General features: G+C 42.5%; 12 protein-coding genes. 9 read left to right on the top strand and 3 right to left on the bottom strand.

The genetic code is table 11. The features are described 5' to 3' along the window. Positions 1-1,230: 1,230 nt before the first annotated feature. The 4 genes from rpe (at position 1,231) to KW136_RS03440 (ending at position 6,646) form a co-directional block, all read left to right on the top strand. On the top strand, positions 1,231-1,917 hold the full coding sequence (rpe, locus tag KW136_RS03425) for a ribulose-phosphate 3-epimerase (protein WP_216797162.1): 687 nt from the start codon (positions 1,231-1,233) through the stop codon (positions 1,915-1,917). A 1,682-nt stretch (positions 1,918-3,599) separates the two neighbouring features. Beyond that, a complete protein-coding gene (trpD, locus tag KW136_RS03430) occupies positions 3,600-4,640 on the top strand; it encodes an anthranilate phosphoribosyltransferase (RefSeq protein WP_216797164.1) in 1,041 nt (346 codons plus the stop codon). Between the two features lie 9 nt (positions 4,641-4,649). Further along, complete coding sequence (gene trpC, locus KW136_RS03435; RefSeq protein ID WP_216797165.1) at positions 4,650-5,471, top strand: indole-3-glycerol phosphate synthase TrpC; 822 nt, start codon at positions 4,650-4,652, stop codon at positions 5,469-5,471. A 473-nt stretch (positions 5,472-5,944) separates the two neighbouring features. Further along, positions 5,945-6,646, top strand: coding sequence for a uracil-DNA glycosylase (locus KW136_RS03440; protein WP_216797167.1), 702 nt, complete (start codon positions 5,945-5,947; stop codon positions 6,644-6,646). Between the two features lie 863 nt (positions 6,647-7,509). Here the strand turns inward: KW136_RS03440 and KW136_RS03445 are convergent. Next, positions 7,510-7,662, bottom strand: a complete 153-nt coding sequence (locus tag KW136_RS03445) for a hypothetical protein (protein ID WP_216797169.1) — start codon at positions 7,660-7,662, stop codon at positions 7,510-7,512. A gap of 578 nt (positions 7,663-8,240) precedes the next feature. Here KW136_RS03445 and ychF point away from each other — a divergent pair. Next, complete coding sequence (ychF, locus tag KW136_RS03450; RefSeq protein ID WP_216797173.1) at positions 8,241-9,335, top strand: redox-regulated ATPase YchF; 1,095 nt, start codon at positions 8,241-8,243, stop codon at positions 9,333-9,335. A gap of 343 nt (positions 9,336-9,678) precedes the next feature. Here the strand turns inward: ychF and KW136_RS03455 are convergent, their stop codons facing one another. Beyond that, a complete protein-coding gene (locus tag KW136_RS03455) occupies positions 9,679-11,427 on the bottom strand; it encodes an aminopeptidase P family protein (RefSeq protein WP_216797487.1) in 1,749 nt (582 codons plus the stop codon). Between the two features lie 2,277 nt (positions 11,428-13,704). Between KW136_RS03455 and prfA the strand changes: the two genes are divergently transcribed. The 4 genes from prfA (at position 13,705) to KW136_RS04250 (ending at position 16,484) form a co-directional block, all read left to right on the top strand. After that, positions 13,705-14,787: a peptide chain release factor 1 gene (gene prfA / locus KW136_RS03460; RefSeq protein WP_216797176.1), complete on the top strand. Its 1,083-nt coding sequence runs from the start codon at positions 13,705-13,707 to the stop codon at positions 14,785-14,787. Positions 14,788-14,795: 8 nt separating this feature from the next. Further along, on the top strand, positions 14,796-15,707 hold the full coding sequence (gene prmC, locus KW136_RS03465; protein ID WP_216797178.1) for a peptide chain release factor N(5)-glutamine methyltransferase: 912 nt from the start codon (positions 14,796-14,798) through the stop codon (positions 15,705-15,707). A gap of 67 nt (positions 15,708-15,774) precedes the next feature. Beyond that, positions 15,775-16,089 (top strand): Grx4 family monothiol glutaredoxin, encoded by a 315-nt coding sequence (gene grxD / locus KW136_RS03470; RefSeq protein WP_216797180.1) that lies wholly within the window; start codon positions 15,775-15,777, stop codon positions 16,087-16,089. A 341-nt stretch (positions 16,090-16,430) separates the two neighbouring features. After that, complete coding sequence (locus tag KW136_RS04250; protein ID WP_420885638.1) at positions 16,431-16,484, top strand: hypothetical protein; 54 nt, start codon at positions 16,431-16,433, stop codon at positions 16,482-16,484. A 1,035-nt stretch (positions 16,485-17,519) separates the two neighbouring features. Here KW136_RS04250 and KW136_RS03475 read toward each other — a convergent pair. Further along, on the bottom strand, positions 17,520-19,094 hold the full coding sequence (locus KW136_RS03475; protein ID WP_216797489.1) for an APC family permease: 1,575 nt from the start codon (positions 19,092-19,094) through the stop codon (positions 17,520-17,522). Between the last annotated feature and the right edge of the window lie 276 nt (positions 19,095-19,370).

Consider the following 19,370-nt stretch of genomic DNA (forward strand, 5'->3'; position numbering starts at 1 on the left):
TTAGAAAATTTCTTAGTCTTAGTAACTACTTACTGTTTTACTTGTCGCACAGTATCAAGCAAGCATGAAACTAATAGTTTAGCAACTATATAATACTTTTAATTCAGCTTTTAGCTGATTTTGTTCTGGAATGAATGATGTATTACATATCTTCTAAATAAAGGCTCCTACGAGCTATTTATCAAGTTTTTTATTAAAAAAGAAAGAATACCGATTTAGTAATTACGGCCTGCTGTACTAAGCAGCTCTATCTATGATCTTACTTTTAATTTAGCACTCTTCTGCTCCGGCTGTACTTATAGATTCTAGTAAATAGGTTTATCGTTTTATCTTGGAAATCGCGCCTAGTAAACCTTGTGTATTCCTATTGCTATTAGGGCTGCCCGGACATTATATGTGTCTACTAAAGTAATGAGTAAAATAGCATATGACGTTAAGACTTTTAGGGGTGTGCTTTATGCACTTTATTACTACTTTAGTAGCTCTTTATTCCATAAATATTATTATGTCTTAATTGTTCTCCTTGCTTATAGCACTCGCTTACAGCCGCAATGCTACCACTGATTAGTGGTGCTTACATATATCTAATAGATTAGATGTATCCGCATAAAAACTTAATTGATATTCTGCAACGCTTTGCTATATGGTAATAATCTAGGTGCCGAAATGATTTTCAGTGAAGCGCAAACTTTCCTCAACTACGCGCAAACTATTTACTCTGTACGCTCTTATTATTATAAGAGCGTAACCCTGTATTTAAATTGCTTACTTAGCCTCAGGAAGAGGCTCTACTAGAAGATTTTTCAATCTTTAACCCTCCATATCCTCTCGGCAATAACGTAAAATTTATCCACAAAATAACCTGATTAGTATTGTGTATTATCTGTGTGAGTAATGTACGGATATTAGCCGACTTATTTATACCGAAATATTGACTTTATACTACTCAGTTTTGAGTCCAGAGCAGATATGTGTCCGTGCGGACTCTTATTTATTTATAATTAGTCATGTCTGCGTCTGCACATTTCACTTTTGTTTGATGTACCTAGGTATCGTTAATTTATGCTGCGCCGCAGTTCAAATTCTGCGCGCCAGCATTCGGTGATGATAATGTACTATAAAAAATAGGATACTGATTAGCTGATAAGCTAATGTTAGTACAAACGTGCGGCGGACCCACGCATATGCATAATATTTATTTGCTCCCAGCACCCGCTAGCGAGTTCCGATATGACCTTTCGCATTGCCCCAAGTATTCTTTCAGCAGACTTCGCCCGACTCGGCGAAGAAGTGCGTAATGTTATCTCTGCTGGCGGCGACTTGATCCACTTTGACGTCATGGATAACCATTATGTGCCTAATCTGACAATTGGCCCGATGGTCTGTAAGGCTATCCGCCCGCATACTAAAGTGCCGATTGATGTGCATTTGATGGTGCGTCCTGTAGACCGTCTAGTGCCAGATTTTGCAAAAGCAGGCGCAAACGTGATTAGCTTCCATCCTGAGGCATCTGAACATATCAATCGCACCTTATCGCTTATACAAGATCACAATTGCCAGGCTGGATTAGCATTCAATCCCAATACCCCATTAGACTACCTAGATGAGGTGATGAATCGCATTGATTTAGTTCTAATTATGCTCGTTAATCCTGGGTTTAGTGGGCAGTCGTTTATTCCTGAGGCACTACACAAACTGCGAGACGCGCGGAAGCGTATCAATGCATATTCGGCGCAGACAGGTCGCAAGATCTATCTGGAAGTCGATGGGGGTGTTAACACTGAAAACATTGCTCGGATTGCAGCAGCTGGTGCTGATACGTTTGTTGCTGGTTCGGCAATCTTCGATCAGCCAGATTATCAAAAAGTAATCCATAACATGCGGAACGCACTTGTATATCATACAAGCAAAGGATGATCTATAGATCTGATACCTATCGGACGAATCCAACTTCACGATATCCCAATGCCTCTGCATCTAAGGATCAATATTAAATACTTCTGCTGTCATTTATTCATGAGTTAGGCTATCAATACTTTAGGGCCCACATAGTAATACCTAGATAGGTATGTAAGGTATTTATGTAACAGCTATAAGTAGTACGTCATTTTATCCAAGAGCTATTGTGTCTTATCAATAAGAAGCTTATGCTAAAGCGATATCGGTTATCGGGAATCTAACTTGATAAGTTTTGCCTGATAAGATACCTATCTTAGTATACTAAAGTATAAATATGCTCTAAATAGAAGCCTCATAAACCGACCTAGTTTGCGATTATGTCGACGACAGTGTGCACCTATATTTACGAGAGCTTACCAAAAAAACTATCTGATTATGATACGTAAAATTAACTATATATCGCTGTACAGCGTATTCTAAATACTCTCTGCGACAAATAAATTTAACGCATCATAATTCGTGATAGCGAAATCTACTTTGGTAAGTCATACACTCAGGCTATTGCTAGTATTAAGTGCCCATCTTATACCTAATCAGAATTTTAGAAAAACATAGCATGTGCTATGTTGCAAACTGACTAGAATATACTAGACATATTTGGATATAGAATTCTGACACAGCACTTTTCATATTGAGCGACCTAGAGATGCGATGCGACAACACATAGCATTAAATGCATCTCCAGAAACCACTTCGTGTCATTTTATCGACAAGGCTTCGGACAAAACGCTCAAATGCTTCTCATAGAGTTGGCTAACACATCAGTCTCTATTTTGTCTAAACGTCATCAGCTCTCTAACTGAGTTAACACTTTATATGTAGTGAGGCTGACCCCACTAAGACGTAGAGTAATACTCTAATTATCCTACTGTACCTTACTTCCACTAATATTACAGTATTAGTCTGTTAATACTGCGATACTAAAACTCCAGGAAATTGCTGATGCTAGCGATAGATGTAGACATCGTCAAAACTTCTTATGAACCACTTTCCTTTTACCCTTACTGTCTTAAGCAGAGATAAATATTCTTATCTGCTGCGGCACGGTCTTTATGTTTTGTTTTGCGTTTATCGTAACCATACCCAGCAGATCCATAGACAAATAGACTACATGCGGCCATTGCTAGCTCAAGATTAGGTTAATAAGTTTCTGTATACTTGAATGATTAATAACTATAATGTGCCAACCTGTAACCTCGTCCGGTATTTTTTAGAATTAGGTAAGCAAGTTTAAGCCTACAAAAATAATAAAAGCGTTGCTCAGGACCTGAGGTATATTTACCTAGCGGTAAAAGTTGACCCGATAAAACGAACTAGCGCAGCGATCTTGCTGATTGAGCTAATCTTTTATAACAAGTCGGCACTAAAATTGAGACTAATTGCAATACATACCGCTAGACTGGCTGGAGATCTTTGCATAAACCAGCAATTTTAAGATTATGATCTTGCAATATAAGAGGCCGCCAATTAGGTATGGGGTTTCACCCGCAACCGATCCCGTATAAGCAGAGCAATACTTTGATGAATGATGTAATCGCTTGCAGTAGCCCTGCGCTACCGTTCTGATAAACACGAGAACCCTAGAGCAAGGCGCTGTCTTTATGGCCGCTGATTATTAGCCTAACTCGCACGAGAACTGGATGTCAATCACTCCCCAAGAAGCGCTACAGCGTATTATTAAGCACCGCGAGATCCTCCATGATGAGATGCTGCACTTAATGCGGATGATTATACGCGGAGAAATGTCGCCGGCTATGACAGCTGCTGTTATTACTGGCCTTCGCCTAAAAAAAGAAACAATCGGAGAGATTACCGCAGCGGCAATCGTCATGCGTGAGTTCTCCAAGCACGTTTTGATATCTGATCACCAAAACTTTGTCGATATTGTAGGCACCGGCGGCGATAGCTCGAATACGTTTAATATTTCTACGGCCACAATGTTTGTGGCTGCTGCGGCCGGCGCAAAAGTTGCTAAGCATGGCAATCGCGGCGTATCATCTAAGCTCGGAAGTGCTGATGTTCTTGAGGCGCTCGGCGTGAATATTAATCTAATGCCAGAAGAGGTAGCACAGTCTATCAAAACGACTGGCATGGGCTTTATGTTTGCACCAAACTACCATCCGGCGATGAAAAACGTCGCATCGATCCGGCGTGAAATGGGAGTGCGAACAATTTTTAATATACTGGGACCATTGATTAATCCGGCTAGCACACCACACCAACTTCAGGGCGTATTTCACCGAGATTTAGTTGGTATCCAGGTGCGGGTAATGCAACGGCTTGGTGCGGATCATGTATTGGTCGTTTATGGATGTGATGGGATAGACGAAGTATCGCTCGGCGCGCCTACACAGGTCGGTGAGTTGCGCGATGGACAGGTATATGAATACAAGATTCACCCCGAGGATTTTGGCTTGCAAATGGCATCGAATCGCTCTTTAAAAGTCGCGAATGCGGACGAATCAAAAACAATGCTACTTAGTGCGCTAAATAATATACCAGGTATTGCCCGAGAAATTGTCGCGCTCAATGCCGGTACTGCATTATATGCGTCTAATGTTACTTCCTCGATTGCAACGGGTATCCAGAAAGCGCGTGAGGCAATCGCTAGTGGAGCTGCTCGTGCAAAAGTCGATGCGCTTGTTCGTTTTACTCAGCAGTTTAATTATCAAGACAAATAAAGCGCCACTATGAGTGATATTCTTGATCGCATTATTGCAGTTAAGCGCGATGAGATCCGTGCTGCGCAAGTAAGTATGCCCCTGGAAGAGTTAAAACTAAATGCCCATGCGTGTAACGGCGGACTACGAGATTTTCTTGCGGCATTACGCGCTAAGCACGAGATCGGACAGCCAGCAATCATCGCCGAGCTAAAAAAATCCAGCCCTTCGAGAGGGAAGTTATGTGAAACTTTTGCGCCAGCTGATATTGCCTGCTCATATGAACAGCATGGAGCCGCATGTTTATCGGTGCTGACCGATCATCAGTTTTTTCAGGGTAGTGCACGCCATCTCCAGCTAGCTCGAGACTCGTGCACATTGCCAGTGTTACGTAAGGATTTTATTATCGACCCGTATCAAGTTCTAGAGACGCGTGCGATGGGTGCGGACTGCATTCTACTAATCGCCGCCGCTCTAGCTCCAGCGCAGATGCAGGAGCTAGAAGCATACGCACATTCACTAGGTCTTACAGTACTAGTAGAGGCGCATAACGCCGACGAACTAGATATAGCTTTAACACTTAAAACACCGCTAATCGGTATTAATAATCGAAATCTACGCACGTTCACTGTCACACTGGATACTACACTTAGCCTCCTTGAGAGGATTCCAGACGGTCGTATCGTGGTAACTGAGTCAGGCATCCTTACGAGGGTTGATGTGGAGCGAGTTCGTGCTGCTGGCGTCCATACTTTCCTTATTGGCGAGGCATTCATGCGCGCAGATAGTCCTGGCTTAGCGCTCTCAGAAATTTTTTCGGATTATAGAGCGCATGAAAAAGGTGTGCGTTGAACGAAATAAAGTTTATGCATTACTATATCGTAAATCGAAACCCATCTTTGGTCGCTCGCAGAGCTAAATAACGTTAGACTAGTTATGTGTTTACCTAATCCTTAATCTAAACGCGCAATAGATCACTACAGTTCTCTAAGCTTAACAGTGCCGACCGATATGAACTCGGATGAAACCGATTAGTTATGCATTTAAACGCAATGGGCTTCTTGCTGAGTGCGTTACGTCATTATTCTTGACTATTTATATTGCAATAATTAGAAAATTAGTAAACTGTACTCATTACAAAGCATAGCTAGTTTCTATCGTGACTTTATCGTGATCATGACTGCCCAAACGAGAGACTTTAGTTCCACTGTATTATAGAATGGTAAAATATCGAATAAACGCCGCTAATTATTATTTGTTAATCAACCGACACCGCTGTCTGCATGCACAGCGGCGCTGCCATCTAACTGATTTCCCCATTTTGTATGGCACTCACTCTCGAACAACAATTTAATTGTCTTTCGCCAGCGTGGCATAAATACTTAGTTCCGTTTATTAGTAGTGCAGTATACCCGCGCTTGTGCGCATTTATTAACTGCGAGCTAAGCAGCGGCAAGGTTATTTATCCGAGTGATGTGTTTCAGGCGTTACATTTAACATCTCCAGACGAAGTCAAAGTAGTCATTCTTGGTCAAGATCCTTACCACGGCGAAGATAACGGCATACCGCAGGCTCACGGATTGGCTTTCTCCGTACCTCTAGGTGTCCGTCCACCACCGTCATTACGCAATATTTTTAAAGAAAACGCCGCCACTTTCAACCATGCGATACCACGTCATGGCTGCCTAGATTACTGGGCTAGGCAAGGGGTGCTACTGCTTAATACGATATTAACTGTCGAGCGCAACCGCGCGGCCAGCCATGCTGGGCGTGGCTGGGAGCAATGCACAGACTCGCTAATTGAGCACTTTTCTACGCAGCATGAAAGTCTAGTATTCATGTTGTGGGGCTTGCAAGCAAAAGCAAAAAGACAGTTAGTACGCGGTCGAAGTCACCGTATTCTCGAAGCCTCACATCCGTCACCCCTGTCAGCGCACCGCGGCTTTCTCGGTTGCCGCCACTTTGCACTCACGAATGAATATTTACGCTACACCGGTCGTACACCAATCGATTGGTGTATACCCTAACCGCCTAGCACGCCTACAAAGGGATCTTATACAGGATACTGTTTTTATGCTTCTATAATTCTCCCAAAGTATTTATGGGTTCGGCAGAACATCGGGAGTGTTTATTATTACTATCAGTCATGCAGCCTACTACCTATTTATTAGATAATAATACTAAATTTTAGTGGTCTTACGTTTAGTTATCTTTAGTATGAGCTCTATATCTAGGTTAGGGCTATTTTAGTTTTACTAAAGTACTAATAAATGAAGTTCAATATATATTATTGCACCAAAAGAATGATACGCTCAGTTAATACACAACATACTAATTGCATGTTCTCTTATACCAAGCTATTTAGTAATTATTAAGAGTATGAAATAGTTCTTTTTAGCTTACCACATCCAATAACGATACAACATTACAAAGTCCAATATTTATTCCTTGTCCCGCAAGTGGATAAGTTAAGTGAGCCGAATCACCTTTCAAGGGCACGAAGTCAACTCAAACCTCCACCGCGCATAGCCGACTTAATCCTTTCGTCTACCGTCATCAAGTCTAGCTTCAGAAAGGCAGTCGCATACTTAGTGCCAGCAGACTAAATCAGCGATATATGTAAATCTGGCAATAGTAATAACGCAAGAATCTTACCACTAATAAACCCCTGGAATACAATTTTATAATGGGGCTTACTACATAGAAAGTTTACTACTACGCCAGTCTGTTGATAGACTCGACATTTTATCTTTATGCTAACCCACTCTCGAATCCAAGAGTGGGTTCCATCCGCACCAATAATCATAGCGGCAAGCAATATTTTCGAATTATCAAGAGTAACAGTCGCATATTCGGGGTAAAGTTGCAGCGCTTGTGCCCGCGATTCATACTAAGTCAGTAGTGGTTGGCATCGTAGGGCGAGCTCCAATGCTCGCTCGATAAAGCTTGATTCGACGATCCACGCTAGCTGTGGAAAACCGTATCCTGAAATGCAGAGAAATGGAACTGTGAGTGGACATTGCCGCATACCTGCGCATCTCATAGACTGGATATAATCTAGCCAAGTCTAAAGCTTGCCAAACCTGTAGCCGCCCTAGCAAAGTTATCGAACTAGAAGACGGGGCATAAATACGTGTATCGAACTAGTATTCGCTTTACATAGACGCCCGCGCTATGCTAACAGAGCATAATGCGTAGACCCGCCTGCGTCAGTGCAAGCGAGACAGTTTTACCGATTAGTCCGCTGCCAATCACAAAAACTTTTTTGTTTAATTTAGCAGAATACATGATGAGAGGCTGTTCTATAGAACAAAATATTACCAACACTAAATAACATTAATTATAAACGCTATAATACCTAGCATAGCGCGTAAAAGTTTTTTAGAGTTACTCGGGTCGCTCACATTTTCTATCTACAGATTACAGATCAATTACAGATAAAATAAACGGTGTTCGAAAGCGCTAAAATATTAATTACAGCAAAGCTAGGATACAGAATATCGTCTTTAGGCGATGTTGGTTTATCCTTTTATTCCGAATCCTCGATGTTTCTAAATCAACGATTTATTGTAATAAGAGGTATCTACTGATGCAGTAGATGTTACTTTGCAAAAGTTTTCTATGAGTCTAAAATGCGGTATTATCGGTCTACCTAACGTAGGTAAGTCCACCCTTTTTAATGCGCTGACTAAAGCGAAAATTTCTGCTGAGAACTATCCATTTTGTACGATTACACCAAATGTTGGTGTAATCGATGTACCAGATCCAAGGCTAGCCGCTTTAGCGCAGATTGTTAAGCCTGAGCGTATCCGGCCGGCAGTCGTCGAGTTTGTTGATATCGCTGGGCTTGTCGAGGGCGCAAGCAAGGGAGAAGGTCTTGGTAATCAATTCCTTTCTCATATCCGTGAGATGGATGCAATCGTGCATGTAGTGCGCTGCTTTGACAACGATCATGTAATTCATGTCACAGGCAAGGTAAATCCCCTATCCGATATCGAAGTAATTCATACTGAATTAGCGTTGGCTGACTTCATAACTGTCGAAAAAGCACTTATACGTCATTCGAAGATAACAAGATCATGTCGCAACAAAGATACACGTAAGCTAGCTGATGTGCTAGAAAAAGTGCGAGCGCAGCTGAACCTGGTGAGCTTAGTTCGTTCGATGGATCTATCCGATGATGAACTTGCACTAATCAAGCCGTTTTGCCTAATTACTGCAAAGCCAACAATGTACGTTACCAACGTACGTGAAGATGGTTTCGAGAATAATCAGCACCTCGATACGGTACGTAGCTATGCAGCAAAAGAAGGCTCATTAGTAATCGCTGTTTGTGCGTCTATTGAAGCAGAAATTGCTGTGTTGCCAAATGATGAAAAAAGTATTTTTTTAATTGAAATGGGTATACATGAGTCTGGATTGAATCGTGTAATCCAGGCGGGTTTCAAGCTGCTAGGGCTACAAACGTACTTTACCGCCGGTATCAAAGAGGTACGCGCCTGGACCATCTACGCCGGTAATACAGCCAAGCAAGCAGCAGGCATTATTCATACGGACTTTGAACGCAGATTTATTCGCGCTCAGACAATCTCGTACGATGACTATATCACCTATCAGGGTGATCAGGGTGCGAAAGAGGCAGGCAAAATGCGCTCTGAAGGAAAGGAGTATGTAGTTAAGGATGGAGATGTATTAAATTTCTTATTTGGCACTTAGAGTAATCTCACTAGAGATGCATCTAGTAATATTACTTCTATTGAAGTGATATTACTATAGGTACTATTGTAGCTATCTCTCCAAGTTTTTAGCAGGATACTTTATAGTCAGTAAAAGCTTCAACCCATGCAAATTAATTTATCGAGACTACCTACTTTAACGACATCCTTTCCTCTTATTTCTCTGAAGAGAGGGTCTTTATTACCTGGGCTATTGATAAACAGTGCGCTATTAATGATTAACTGTTTTATCGCGTTCTAGACTAATAGTCTTGCTCTTGCTATCTATTCTCTCGGGGAGATTAGTATTTATTAGTGTTAGACCACTATAATGCTTATGGGGTTTAGATTGCTTCAGTACGTGTTTCAATCCACGCTTTAGCGTCGCCACTTAAATACTGGCTCACTCGATTACGCACTTGCCTGTGATAAGCGTTAAGCCAGGCTATTTCATCTTCACTCAGTAAGGAGCGCTCGATGCAGCGAATATCGATTGGACATAACGTCAGAGTTTCGAAGCAGAGGAATTCGCCGAACTCATTTATGCATGCAGGCTGGTTCAGCAGTAAGTTCTCGATACGGATACCCCACCTACCAGGACGGTAAATGCCAGGCTCGTTCGAGGTAATCATGCCTTTTTCCATGGTCATAAAGCACTCTACCGATGCACAGTGTGAGATTACCTGCGGCCCTTCATGCACGCTTAAGAAATAGCCGACTCCATGGCCCGTGCCATGCTCAAAGTCTATATATGCCTCCCAAAGTGGCGCTCGCGCTATAGCGTCTAGCATAGGCGAGTGTATACTACGCGGAAATTTTATACGCGACAGAGCGATCATACCTTTGAGTACTAGCGTGAAATCGCGCCGCTGTTCAGCACTAGTATGGCCTACTGGTATGACACGTGTAATATCAGTTGTACCACCCAAATACTGGCCGCCAGAGTCAATCAATAAGAGACCATTGCCTTCGATTAGGGCATACGACCTCGGTGTAGCACGATAGTGCGGCATCGCACTATTAGCATTAAAAGCAGCAATCGTCGGAAAGCTGGGAAATACGAAACCTTTACGTCGCGCCCTTGCTTCGGTGAGTTTTGCGTCGATTGTTAATTCGGTGATATGCTCATGCCCCAGTGCGTGTTCAAGCCATGAGAAGCATTCTGCAAGCGCCGCGCCGTCTTGCTCCATAGTTGCGCGTACATGCATAATTTCCGCTTCTGTTTTACAGGCCTTAGCATAAATTGACGGATTTATTATTTCAACAAATTCTACACCAGGCCGTACAGCTTGCATGAGCTTATATGTGACTCGGTATGGATCAATTAGCAGTCTACTACCAGGCTCGATTACTGCCAAAGCTGCTAGTGCGTCTTCGTACGAGGCAACACGCACGCCATCCTGAGCCAGTTTTTTAAGCAACGATTCATTAATCTTACCATCAGGTATGTACAACGTCGCGTATTGTAGATTAATCAGAGCATGCGCGATAAATACAGGGTTATAGCTTACGTCATTGCCACGAAGATTAAAAATCCATGCAATATCATCTAAGGTGGAAACAAAATGCCATTGCGCATTTTTTTCACGCATTACACTACGTATCTGATCGAGCTTTTGCGTGCGCTTTACTGGTGCATAGAAGTAGTCATGCTCGTACACTGGTAATGTAGGTAAGACTGGTCGCTTTTCCCAAATAAGCTCGAGCAGATCTAGGGCAAGATACAGTTGTATACCGGAGGCCTGCAGGGTAACTTGCAGAGTACGTGCAGCGGACAGGTTTAGCGTATTTCCATCTACGCCAATCCGTGAACCAGGGGCCATGTGCTTGGCGAGCCAATTTACATAATCTAGATTATGTCTAGCCCGCATCTTCATTAGCTTAATACCGCTGTCGGATAGCTCTACAGTAGCTTGTACCCAGTAGCGGCTATCGGTCCATAGTCCTGCAAAATCTGACGTTATAACCAGTAATCCAGATGAGCCAGTAAAGCCAGACAACCACGCACAACCCTGCCAGCGTTTTGGTAAGTATTCAGATAAGTGGGGATCAGCGGATAGTACGATGTATGCGTCTAAATTAGCATGTTTCATCGCATCTCGCAGCAGCACTAGCTTTTTATAGGAGGAAAGCAATTGATAGCCAGTAAGTTGTCCAGTGTTTATTAAGTTTACTAGTTGCAATATATAAGCACAGTGTATAACTAATACCTATATTACGCTGAGCATATACGGTGCATATTCGAGAATGAAATCCGTAAACAGCACCATAAGCTGTGCACTTTATTTGAGCTGCAACAGCTTAATATGCTAGTCCTAGCTAGACGTATGCTAAACAGCGATTTCACTGACTAAAATTTTTAATCGAAATATTTCGTATACTACCATATCAAAATATCCTATTTACATAAATAGTCTATTTATTGAGCAATTAGTATTTCATGCATATCTAGACGAAGGTTATTAAGACTAGAGATATAATGTGCGTATAGGGTAAATACGACACTGATATCTAAAGTTACTAATAGTTTTTTATTTTTAGTTAAAACTAGAAACCGACGCATAGAAAATACTAGCCCGTATAGAGTAGCTATCTACGTCACCTTATAACTGTATTTTATAGCTAATTAGTACTAAACCGTTGACGATTAAAACCGTATTGGTTAGCCAGACTAGAAATGTAAGTGGCATTAAAAAACAATTATCTGACTTCTATTCGTATAAAACACTAATATTTATTACGTATAGTACAAAATAATGTTGTTAACTATGAATCATCTGCAATGGTTATACTATTTATAACTGAAGATTCTTTTGAGCCGTGATCTATATATACGTGGTAGGCAAGTTCCAGTTACCTTGCCTCGCTATTTAGCACAAGAACTACTCATTGTCATGAAACATGAGGAGAAGCTGAGATATATTCTAACTTTAATCCACTAGGGTGAGGCCTCAATAACTAATAAAAATTTATAATAACAGACTACTTTTAATGGTAATTATGCACCCCGTATTAGCGGAATCGCTTACTATACTACCCTAGTACTTGTACGGCATAAGCTGAGCTATGTTTCCGATTAAGCGGATAAAGATATCTTTGCATATATTAAAAACATCTGTGTAAAAGATGCGCTGGCATCTTAGTGCCAGGTGCGTTTGTGCGTGTTATTCGTAGGTAAAATACTAGCAGGAGCTGTAATGCAGGCAACTTGCAACAGAACTAAAATTTACTGTGTAAGCTATCTATAGTGCGATGTAAGAGCATACAATCATATTGTTCTTAAGCCCTTTTCACCAGATCCTACTTAAGTTATCTATATAGAATATCTACATTCTGACAAAATATTAAGAGTTTACTTATGCGATTCTAAGTGCACTCTAAATTCCTGATGTAGATAAAATATTCTATTCCCGTCATGCTGCCAAAAGCTGGCTCGAGTCGGCATATACCTAAATAAGATTTGTCGGTGTTTTTTTGGAGCAGTCAAGAAAGTGCTTGGGCAGATAGGGCTGAGTATGCATTCAGTATCGATGACTGCAGAAGTAGTACGACTTGGATAACGAATATTTAAAAATATCACTAGGCAACGTTTATTGCTCCTCAGTGTTAGAAGATGAGCAAGTTGCATACGATACATCCCTCTGTGCAGAGCCCGCGTAGGTCTATTATTACTAACTGCATAGCAGTACACGCTACTACAAGCCTTACTACTAAGGCGATCATGCTTGTTAAGCTACTATATTAACCTTAAGTGCGGCTATATTGTTTCGTGTACTGCTTCTATTATCTTAATCGTTGGCCCCGAGTGTGATTGAGTGCACAGGCAGGGCTCGAAAATACTGGATAACGTTAATTTTTACACTAGGAGTAGTATTCTATATCAAGGTATAGGTAGTTAAACTGCATAAAGCATTTTTTTATATATTAAACGACTTTAGATCAATGATTAGAGGGGTAATACCATCTAGAACACTGATATTGCGCAGACTAATAGAATTATTAATAGACGCATGCGAGTCTTTATGCGCCAGCTCGAGCAACATATTGTAACTATAATTTGTTATATGCGAGTACAAACCTACTAGCTAGATCGCATTGAATTAGCACATATCTAGGAAATACCGAGGTTAATAAGAATCTATTTATAGAGTTTACTATACTGTCAAATACACTAACTAACAAGCCTACCTATAGTCCGCCGACGCATGTACTGATGCGCGCGGACGGTAGTGGTAATCATTGCGATTACCGATTAATCACTACCTGGTTTCTACCAACATGTACGACCCTTAAGGCATTTATGATAGGCGAGCGTACTTTTTTATTTGCTATTAAATGTAATCGTATTTACACATTTTCTGGATGTGCCGATGAAACCAAATATGCAAAGTAAGTTAGAGCAGCTCAGTAAACGACTGCCAGAATGGAATGAAATGCTTTCACGTACAGAGATCCTTACCGATCTCGACCAGTACTGCAAGCTATCCCGTGAGCACGCTGAACTCGCACTAGTAGTTGAGAAATATGCACAGTGGAGGTCCGCTTGCGACGATGAAGCAACCGCTCGGGAATTACTAAATGATCCGTCTATGCGGGATTTTGCAGAGGATGAACTGAGCGCAGCACGAAACCGAATGGAGCAACTAGAGAACAACTTACAGCAAATGCTATTGCCCAAAAACCCGAACGACGATCGCAACATCTTTGTAGAAATTAGAGCGGGCACTGGCGGCGAGGAGAGCGCACTTTTCGCTGGCGATTTGCTGCGCATGTATTTGCGCTACTCAGAGAGGCACCGCTGGCATGTTGAGATGATATCGGAGAGTGCTTCAGACTTAGGCGGCTACAAAGAAGTAATTATACGAATTATTGGTCAGGGTGTCTATTCCCGGCTCAAGTTTGAGTCAGGTGGGCATCGCGTACAGCGGGTGCCGGCTACCGAAACGCAGGGACGCATTCATACTTCGGCTTGTACAATTGCCGTACTTCCAGAGGCCGACGAGATCACCGAAATCGAGCTCAATCCCGCCGATCTTCGGATCGACACATTTCGAGCATCTGGCGCTGGTGGTCAGCATATTAATAAGACCGATTCAGCAGTACGCATCACACATATTCCAAGCGGCATTGTGGTAGAATGTCAAGATGATCGTTCGCAACACAAGAATAAAGACCGCGCACTAAAAGTGCTAGCAGCCCGTATTAAAGATAAGCAATATCGAGAGCAGCATTCAAAAGAAGCCGCCACGCGTAAAAACCTCGTGGGCTCAGGAGACCGATCCGCTCGCATTCGGACTTATAATTTTCCACGAGGCCGATTAACCGACCATAGAATTAATTTAACGTTGTATAAGTTAGAACAAATTATGGATGGAGATTTAGACAGACTTATTGATGCACTTGTCTCCGAACATCAGGCCGCACTGCTTTCTACGATGGGTGAAACTAATTAAGCTTCATCATGAAGTGCGTGAAACAACTTCTAAAATCCTCGCCCCTAGCTGCTCTGGAGGCTCGTATTTTGCTTGCCTATGCGCTAAATTGGCCTCGTACCGCACTCATCACGCGTGCTAACGACTTTCTGCCGAATTTTTTAGTAGATCGTTTTCTAGAGTTACAAGCACAACGTGTTATAGGCAAGCCGATCGCACAACTAGTTGGTTCTCGAGAATTTTTTGGGCTCGACTTTAATGTGACCCCGCATGTACTAATTCCACGTCCAGAGACAGAGCTGCTAGTCGAGTGTGCGCTAGCCGCAGTGCATAAAATCCGCTTTCCCCGTATATTAGATCTTGGTACTGGAAGCGGAGCAATTGCGATCGCAATTGCTCATGCGCGCCCAGATGCTCGGATAATCGCTACAGATTATTGTACTTACGCGCTAGATGTTGCTCGGCAAAATGCGAGACGTTTACTCGGTGATGCGGCACTTATGCAACCCCTACCAACATTAGTCCCGAATCATAACTCTAGCTCGGATGGCTTAACGCATCCTCATTTTATACTACGCCATGGTGATTGGTTTAATGCGCTTGATAAAGCATATCAAGCCGTTCCAGCACAATTTGATGTTATCGTTAGTAATCCGCCTTATATTAGGGTGTCAGACCCTCACCTTTGTGAGGGTGATCTACGCTTCGAGCCGCTATACGCGCTGACTGACTATGCAAATGGGCTCAGCGCAATTCATACGATTATTTCTGGCTCTGTCATATGGCTGTCGCCCGGCGGCAAAATATGGATAGAACACGGACACAATCAGGCTAAAACAGTGCGTTCGATGTTTTATACATACGGCTTGGATTCCATACGCTCCATACGAGATCTAGCTGGTATTGAACGTGTCACTGGCGGCGCCGTCAGAAAGTCTTAATACCGACTTAAATAAAGAAAATCCGCTATTATCTTAGTCAAATAATATTTGAAATAGGGGGTTATCCATGGACGCTCAAGAGCGCATTAGGCAAATCGTTAGCAATTACCCGATCGGGTTGTTTATGAAAGGCACCGCACAGTTTCCGATGTGTGGCTTTTCTGGCCGAGCTATTCAGCTCTTAAAGGCCTGCGGCATCGATTCATTACATATTGTTAATGTCTTAGAGGATGAGGCAATACGACACGGTATTAAGATATTTTCGAACTGGCCCACAATCCCACAGTTATACGTGAACGGTGTATTTATTGGTGGCGCGGATATCATGATGGAAATGTACCAATCTGGAGAATTGCAACAGCTATTTAAGAATGCTTTATAAAGCACGCCTACCGACACGGTGGCTAATCATTGCGATCACTGGCGCCTACCACACAGTGCCTGCTTATGGCGCCGGTGTTTTGCACGCACTACATAAGCAAGATAAGCGGCATAAAAATTCGTCTAATAGTCTCTAGTGCCTAGCTGGCCACTATACGCTACGAGTTAGGTATAGAGCCGTCTAACACTCAAACAGTTGGCACATCACGTGTATAGTCCCGCTTGATATTGGCGAAATCAGCGCTAGCAGCTCGGTTCAGATGGATGGCATAATCGTGGCACTGTATGAAATAAAAATACTGGATAGACACCGCTCAAGGTTTATCGGACAACCTAAGTACTCTGGCTGTCGATGTCACTCTGAAAGAACAACGCCGGCTTGTTCTGATGGTTTAAGAAGCGCCGCTAAACCTAATATACTTACGTAATATGATAGCAGTTACTGAAATAGGTGGTATGGTGTTCCCACCAGTACCGATATTTTATAGCCCCCTCCAAAACTATTGAAGAATTAGTGGCTGATACTATTTCTCATGCGCTAGACATATCTAGGCTTGCGGTAGAGGGCTCTCGTATATGAACGGGGCTATTGTATATAGGAGATTAACAACTACTATCCAAATATTATTCCCTCTCTATTAGGGCGAGTATTAGCTACACTCACAATACGTACAGTGAAAAAACAGTTTATTTTACAGTTGAACGCACGCTAGCCTTGGTTTTTTCCTATTAGAACCGGTCCCAACCTACTAATACTAGACTCCAGATTTACAAAAGTTATATATTAGTTATGCCTGTACGCTATTCTATCCTTCTGTTACAGACTAAAGCAGTATCACTACTCCTCTTTCCCGGCTTTATTAGTAATAGAAAAGCTAATTCAGGCCTTCTATAGCTCCTCCTGGGCGTTATATTTGTATACTATAGTTAGCGGCTAGTCTTGTAATGCTATGGAATAATTCTAACTTATTCTCCTCCCGAATACCGAGAGCCCCTAATAGGGGCTCACTACCTAGCTATGCCGCTTTTTGATCGTACGGAAATAATGAATTAGCCTCAGAAACGAGGCTACTACCTTCAAAAATATGAAGCACAAGCATAGATAGCATTTTATTTTTTATTGGCAAGCAGCGCAATGTATTGGTTATCGGAGGGTATGCCACTTTTGATTACTACCTAAAATATTATAGGAGCATTTTATTATCGCTCTGACTATAAACAATGCAATACAGTTACCTTACTGCGAATGTACCTATATAGTGAAAAGACAATATATTTATTTTACTGCGCTATTTAGTTACAGCCGCTTATTTCTGGTAGAGATAGCTATTAGTCCTATTAATTACGCTTGCTTAGCGCTAGCAGGTATGCTTCAGTATCAGTTTATGCTGACACTGAAGCCCTCATAACTAAATATCGATCTCTTGGGATTTACTCACGCCGTTCTCGCTCATCTAGGTATGCAGTGCGCCAGCCACTAGATACCCCCCACTGATAAAATCCAAGCGAAATTACTATAACAACTATCATGTCCCAGCCATAAGAGATATAGTCGAGTCCACCAAATGGCTTACTGCCAATATACGATATCCCACCCATCACTGGCAAGTAAATAACCATCCACCATGCTGAGCGCCAGTCTTTAGAAAATCCTTTCCAGCTCGCTTTAGCCTGGTAATAAAAGAAAACCGGTAGCGCGACGACCATGAGCAAAATAATCTCGCCAGTTAATGGCCATCTTGCCCAATATAAGATCAGAGATGCACAGACAAATGCAAACGGTGCAATTAAGCTCATACCAGGGATGCGCAGCGGCCGAGCGATGTCGCCGCTAGTGCGGCGAAGCGCCATTAGGCTAATTGGCCCAGTGAGGTATGAGATTACTGTAGCAACCGAGATTACTGCGGCTAACGAACTCCAGCCACGGAAAAAAAATAAGAATATAAACGAGACGATTAGGTTAAACCACATCGCAGGTCGTGGTACCCCATAGAGTGGATGGACGCTACTAAAAATTTTTGGCAACGTGTTATTTCGTTCCATCGCGTAGATCATCCGGGTCGTCGTAGCCATATAGGTGGTGCCAGTGCCACTGGGGCTTACAAACGCATCAACGTACAGTAGCATAGCAAGCCAGTTTAGGTTCAGCGCAAGAGCGAGCTCAGCAAATGGTGAGCTAAAATTTAGCTTATCCCAACCTTTTATAGCATCTAATGGATCAATGGTTCCAATATAAGCAATCTGTAGCATCACATAGATAACTAACGCAATTAAGATCGATCCGACTACAGCGAACGGCACACTCCGATCTGGATTGCGAGCTTCACCTGCTAGATTCACTGGGCTCTGAAACCCATTAAAAGCAAAAACAATGCCACTAGTCGCTACAGCGGTCAGGACTGCTGACCAACCATAGGGCGCGAACTGATTAGTTTCACTGATTGAGAAGTTATCAGTATGAAAACTAGTTAGAATAAAGCCTAAAATAGTAACGCCTGGAATCAAGAATTTAAAAATTGTGATTGCTGAATTTGCGTGTGCGAATAGCTTTACACCCCAGTAGTTTAATAGAAAATACACGACTACAAGTACGGCCGATAATAAAAGCCCAGGCAAAGTAAGCTCACCATGCACAAACAGCGCATGAGTCCAATTATAAGGCCATGAGCTCATATATTGGATGGATGCTTCTGCCTCGATCGGTATCACGGAAACGATAGCTATCCAATTAGCCCACGCGCTGATAAAGCCAACTAATGAGCCATGGGAGTACCGAGCATAACGGACCATGCCGCCCGACTCGGGAAACATCGCACCGAGTTCTGCATAGGTTAGCGCGATTGCAAGGATCACAACTGCGCCAATTACCCATGCAATAATTGCCGCAGGCCCTGCAATTTTTGCCGCCTTCCAGGCCCCGAAAAGCCAGCCTGACCCGATAATCGAGCCTAAGCCGGTTAACATCAGCGCAAATGGACTGATGTTTCGCTTGATCGAACTATCCACAACATCTCCTAGGAACATGAGCGCGCCTTGCCGCTATACCGTTTCCGGCTGGCACGTCTCGTGAATACGCCTCATACGTCACTTGCAACTGGTGCGAAGTTTAACGGTGGCACCTTGCAACTGGCTAATCAGTTATGAATCAGCAACACACAGGATGACTTGACAAATATAGAATTAACCTATGTACGCCGAACTAACCAGCCGACAATCGGTTAACATAAACCGCCAGTAACGGCGGGGCGAGAGCTCTGTTTGCGCCAATTTTAAATGCGGATA

Origin of the sequence: Candidatus Vallotiella hemipterorum (assembly GCF_910593725.1) — a bacterium.
In the GTDB taxonomy this organism is placed as follows: Bacteria; Pseudomonadota; Gammaproteobacteria; order Burkholderiales; family Burkholderiaceae; genus Mycetohabitans; species Mycetohabitans hemipterorum.

Bases quoted from the DNA above. Each gene is read 5' to 3' on its own strand.
- rpe (WP_216797162.1), top strand. From the start codon at position 1,231: ATGACCTTTCGCATTGCCCCAAGTATTCTTTCAGCAGACTTCGCCCGA.
- trpD (WP_216797164.1), top strand. From the start codon at position 3,600: ATGTCAATCACTCCCCAAGAAGCGCTACAGCGTATTATTAAGCACCGC.
- trpC (WP_216797165.1), top strand. From the start codon at position 4,650: ATGAGTGATATTCTTGATCGCATTATTGCAGTTAAGCGCGATGAGATC.
- KW136_RS03440 (WP_216797167.1), top strand. From the start codon at position 5,945: ATGGCACTCACTCTCGAACAACAATTTAATTGTCTTTCGCCAGCGTGG.
- KW136_RS03445 (WP_216797169.1), bottom strand. From the start codon at position 7,662: ATGAGATGCGCAGGTATGCGGCAATGTCCACTCACAGTTCCATTTCTC.
- ychF (WP_216797173.1), top strand. From the start codon at position 8,241: ATGAGTCTAAAATGCGGTATTATCGGTCTACCTAACGTAGGTAAGTCC.
- KW136_RS03455 (WP_216797487.1), bottom strand. From the start codon at position 11,427: ATGAAACATGCTAATTTAGACGCATACATCGTACTATCCGCTGATCCC.
- prfA (WP_216797176.1), top strand. From the start codon at position 13,705: ATGAAACCAAATATGCAAAGTAAGTTAGAGCAGCTCAGTAAACGACTG.
- prmC (WP_216797178.1), top strand. From the start codon at position 14,796: ATGAAGTGCGTGAAACAACTTCTAAAATCCTCGCCCCTAGCTGCTCTG.
- grxD (WP_216797180.1), top strand. From the start codon at position 15,775: ATGGACGCTCAAGAGCGCATTAGGCAAATCGTTAGCAATTACCCGATC.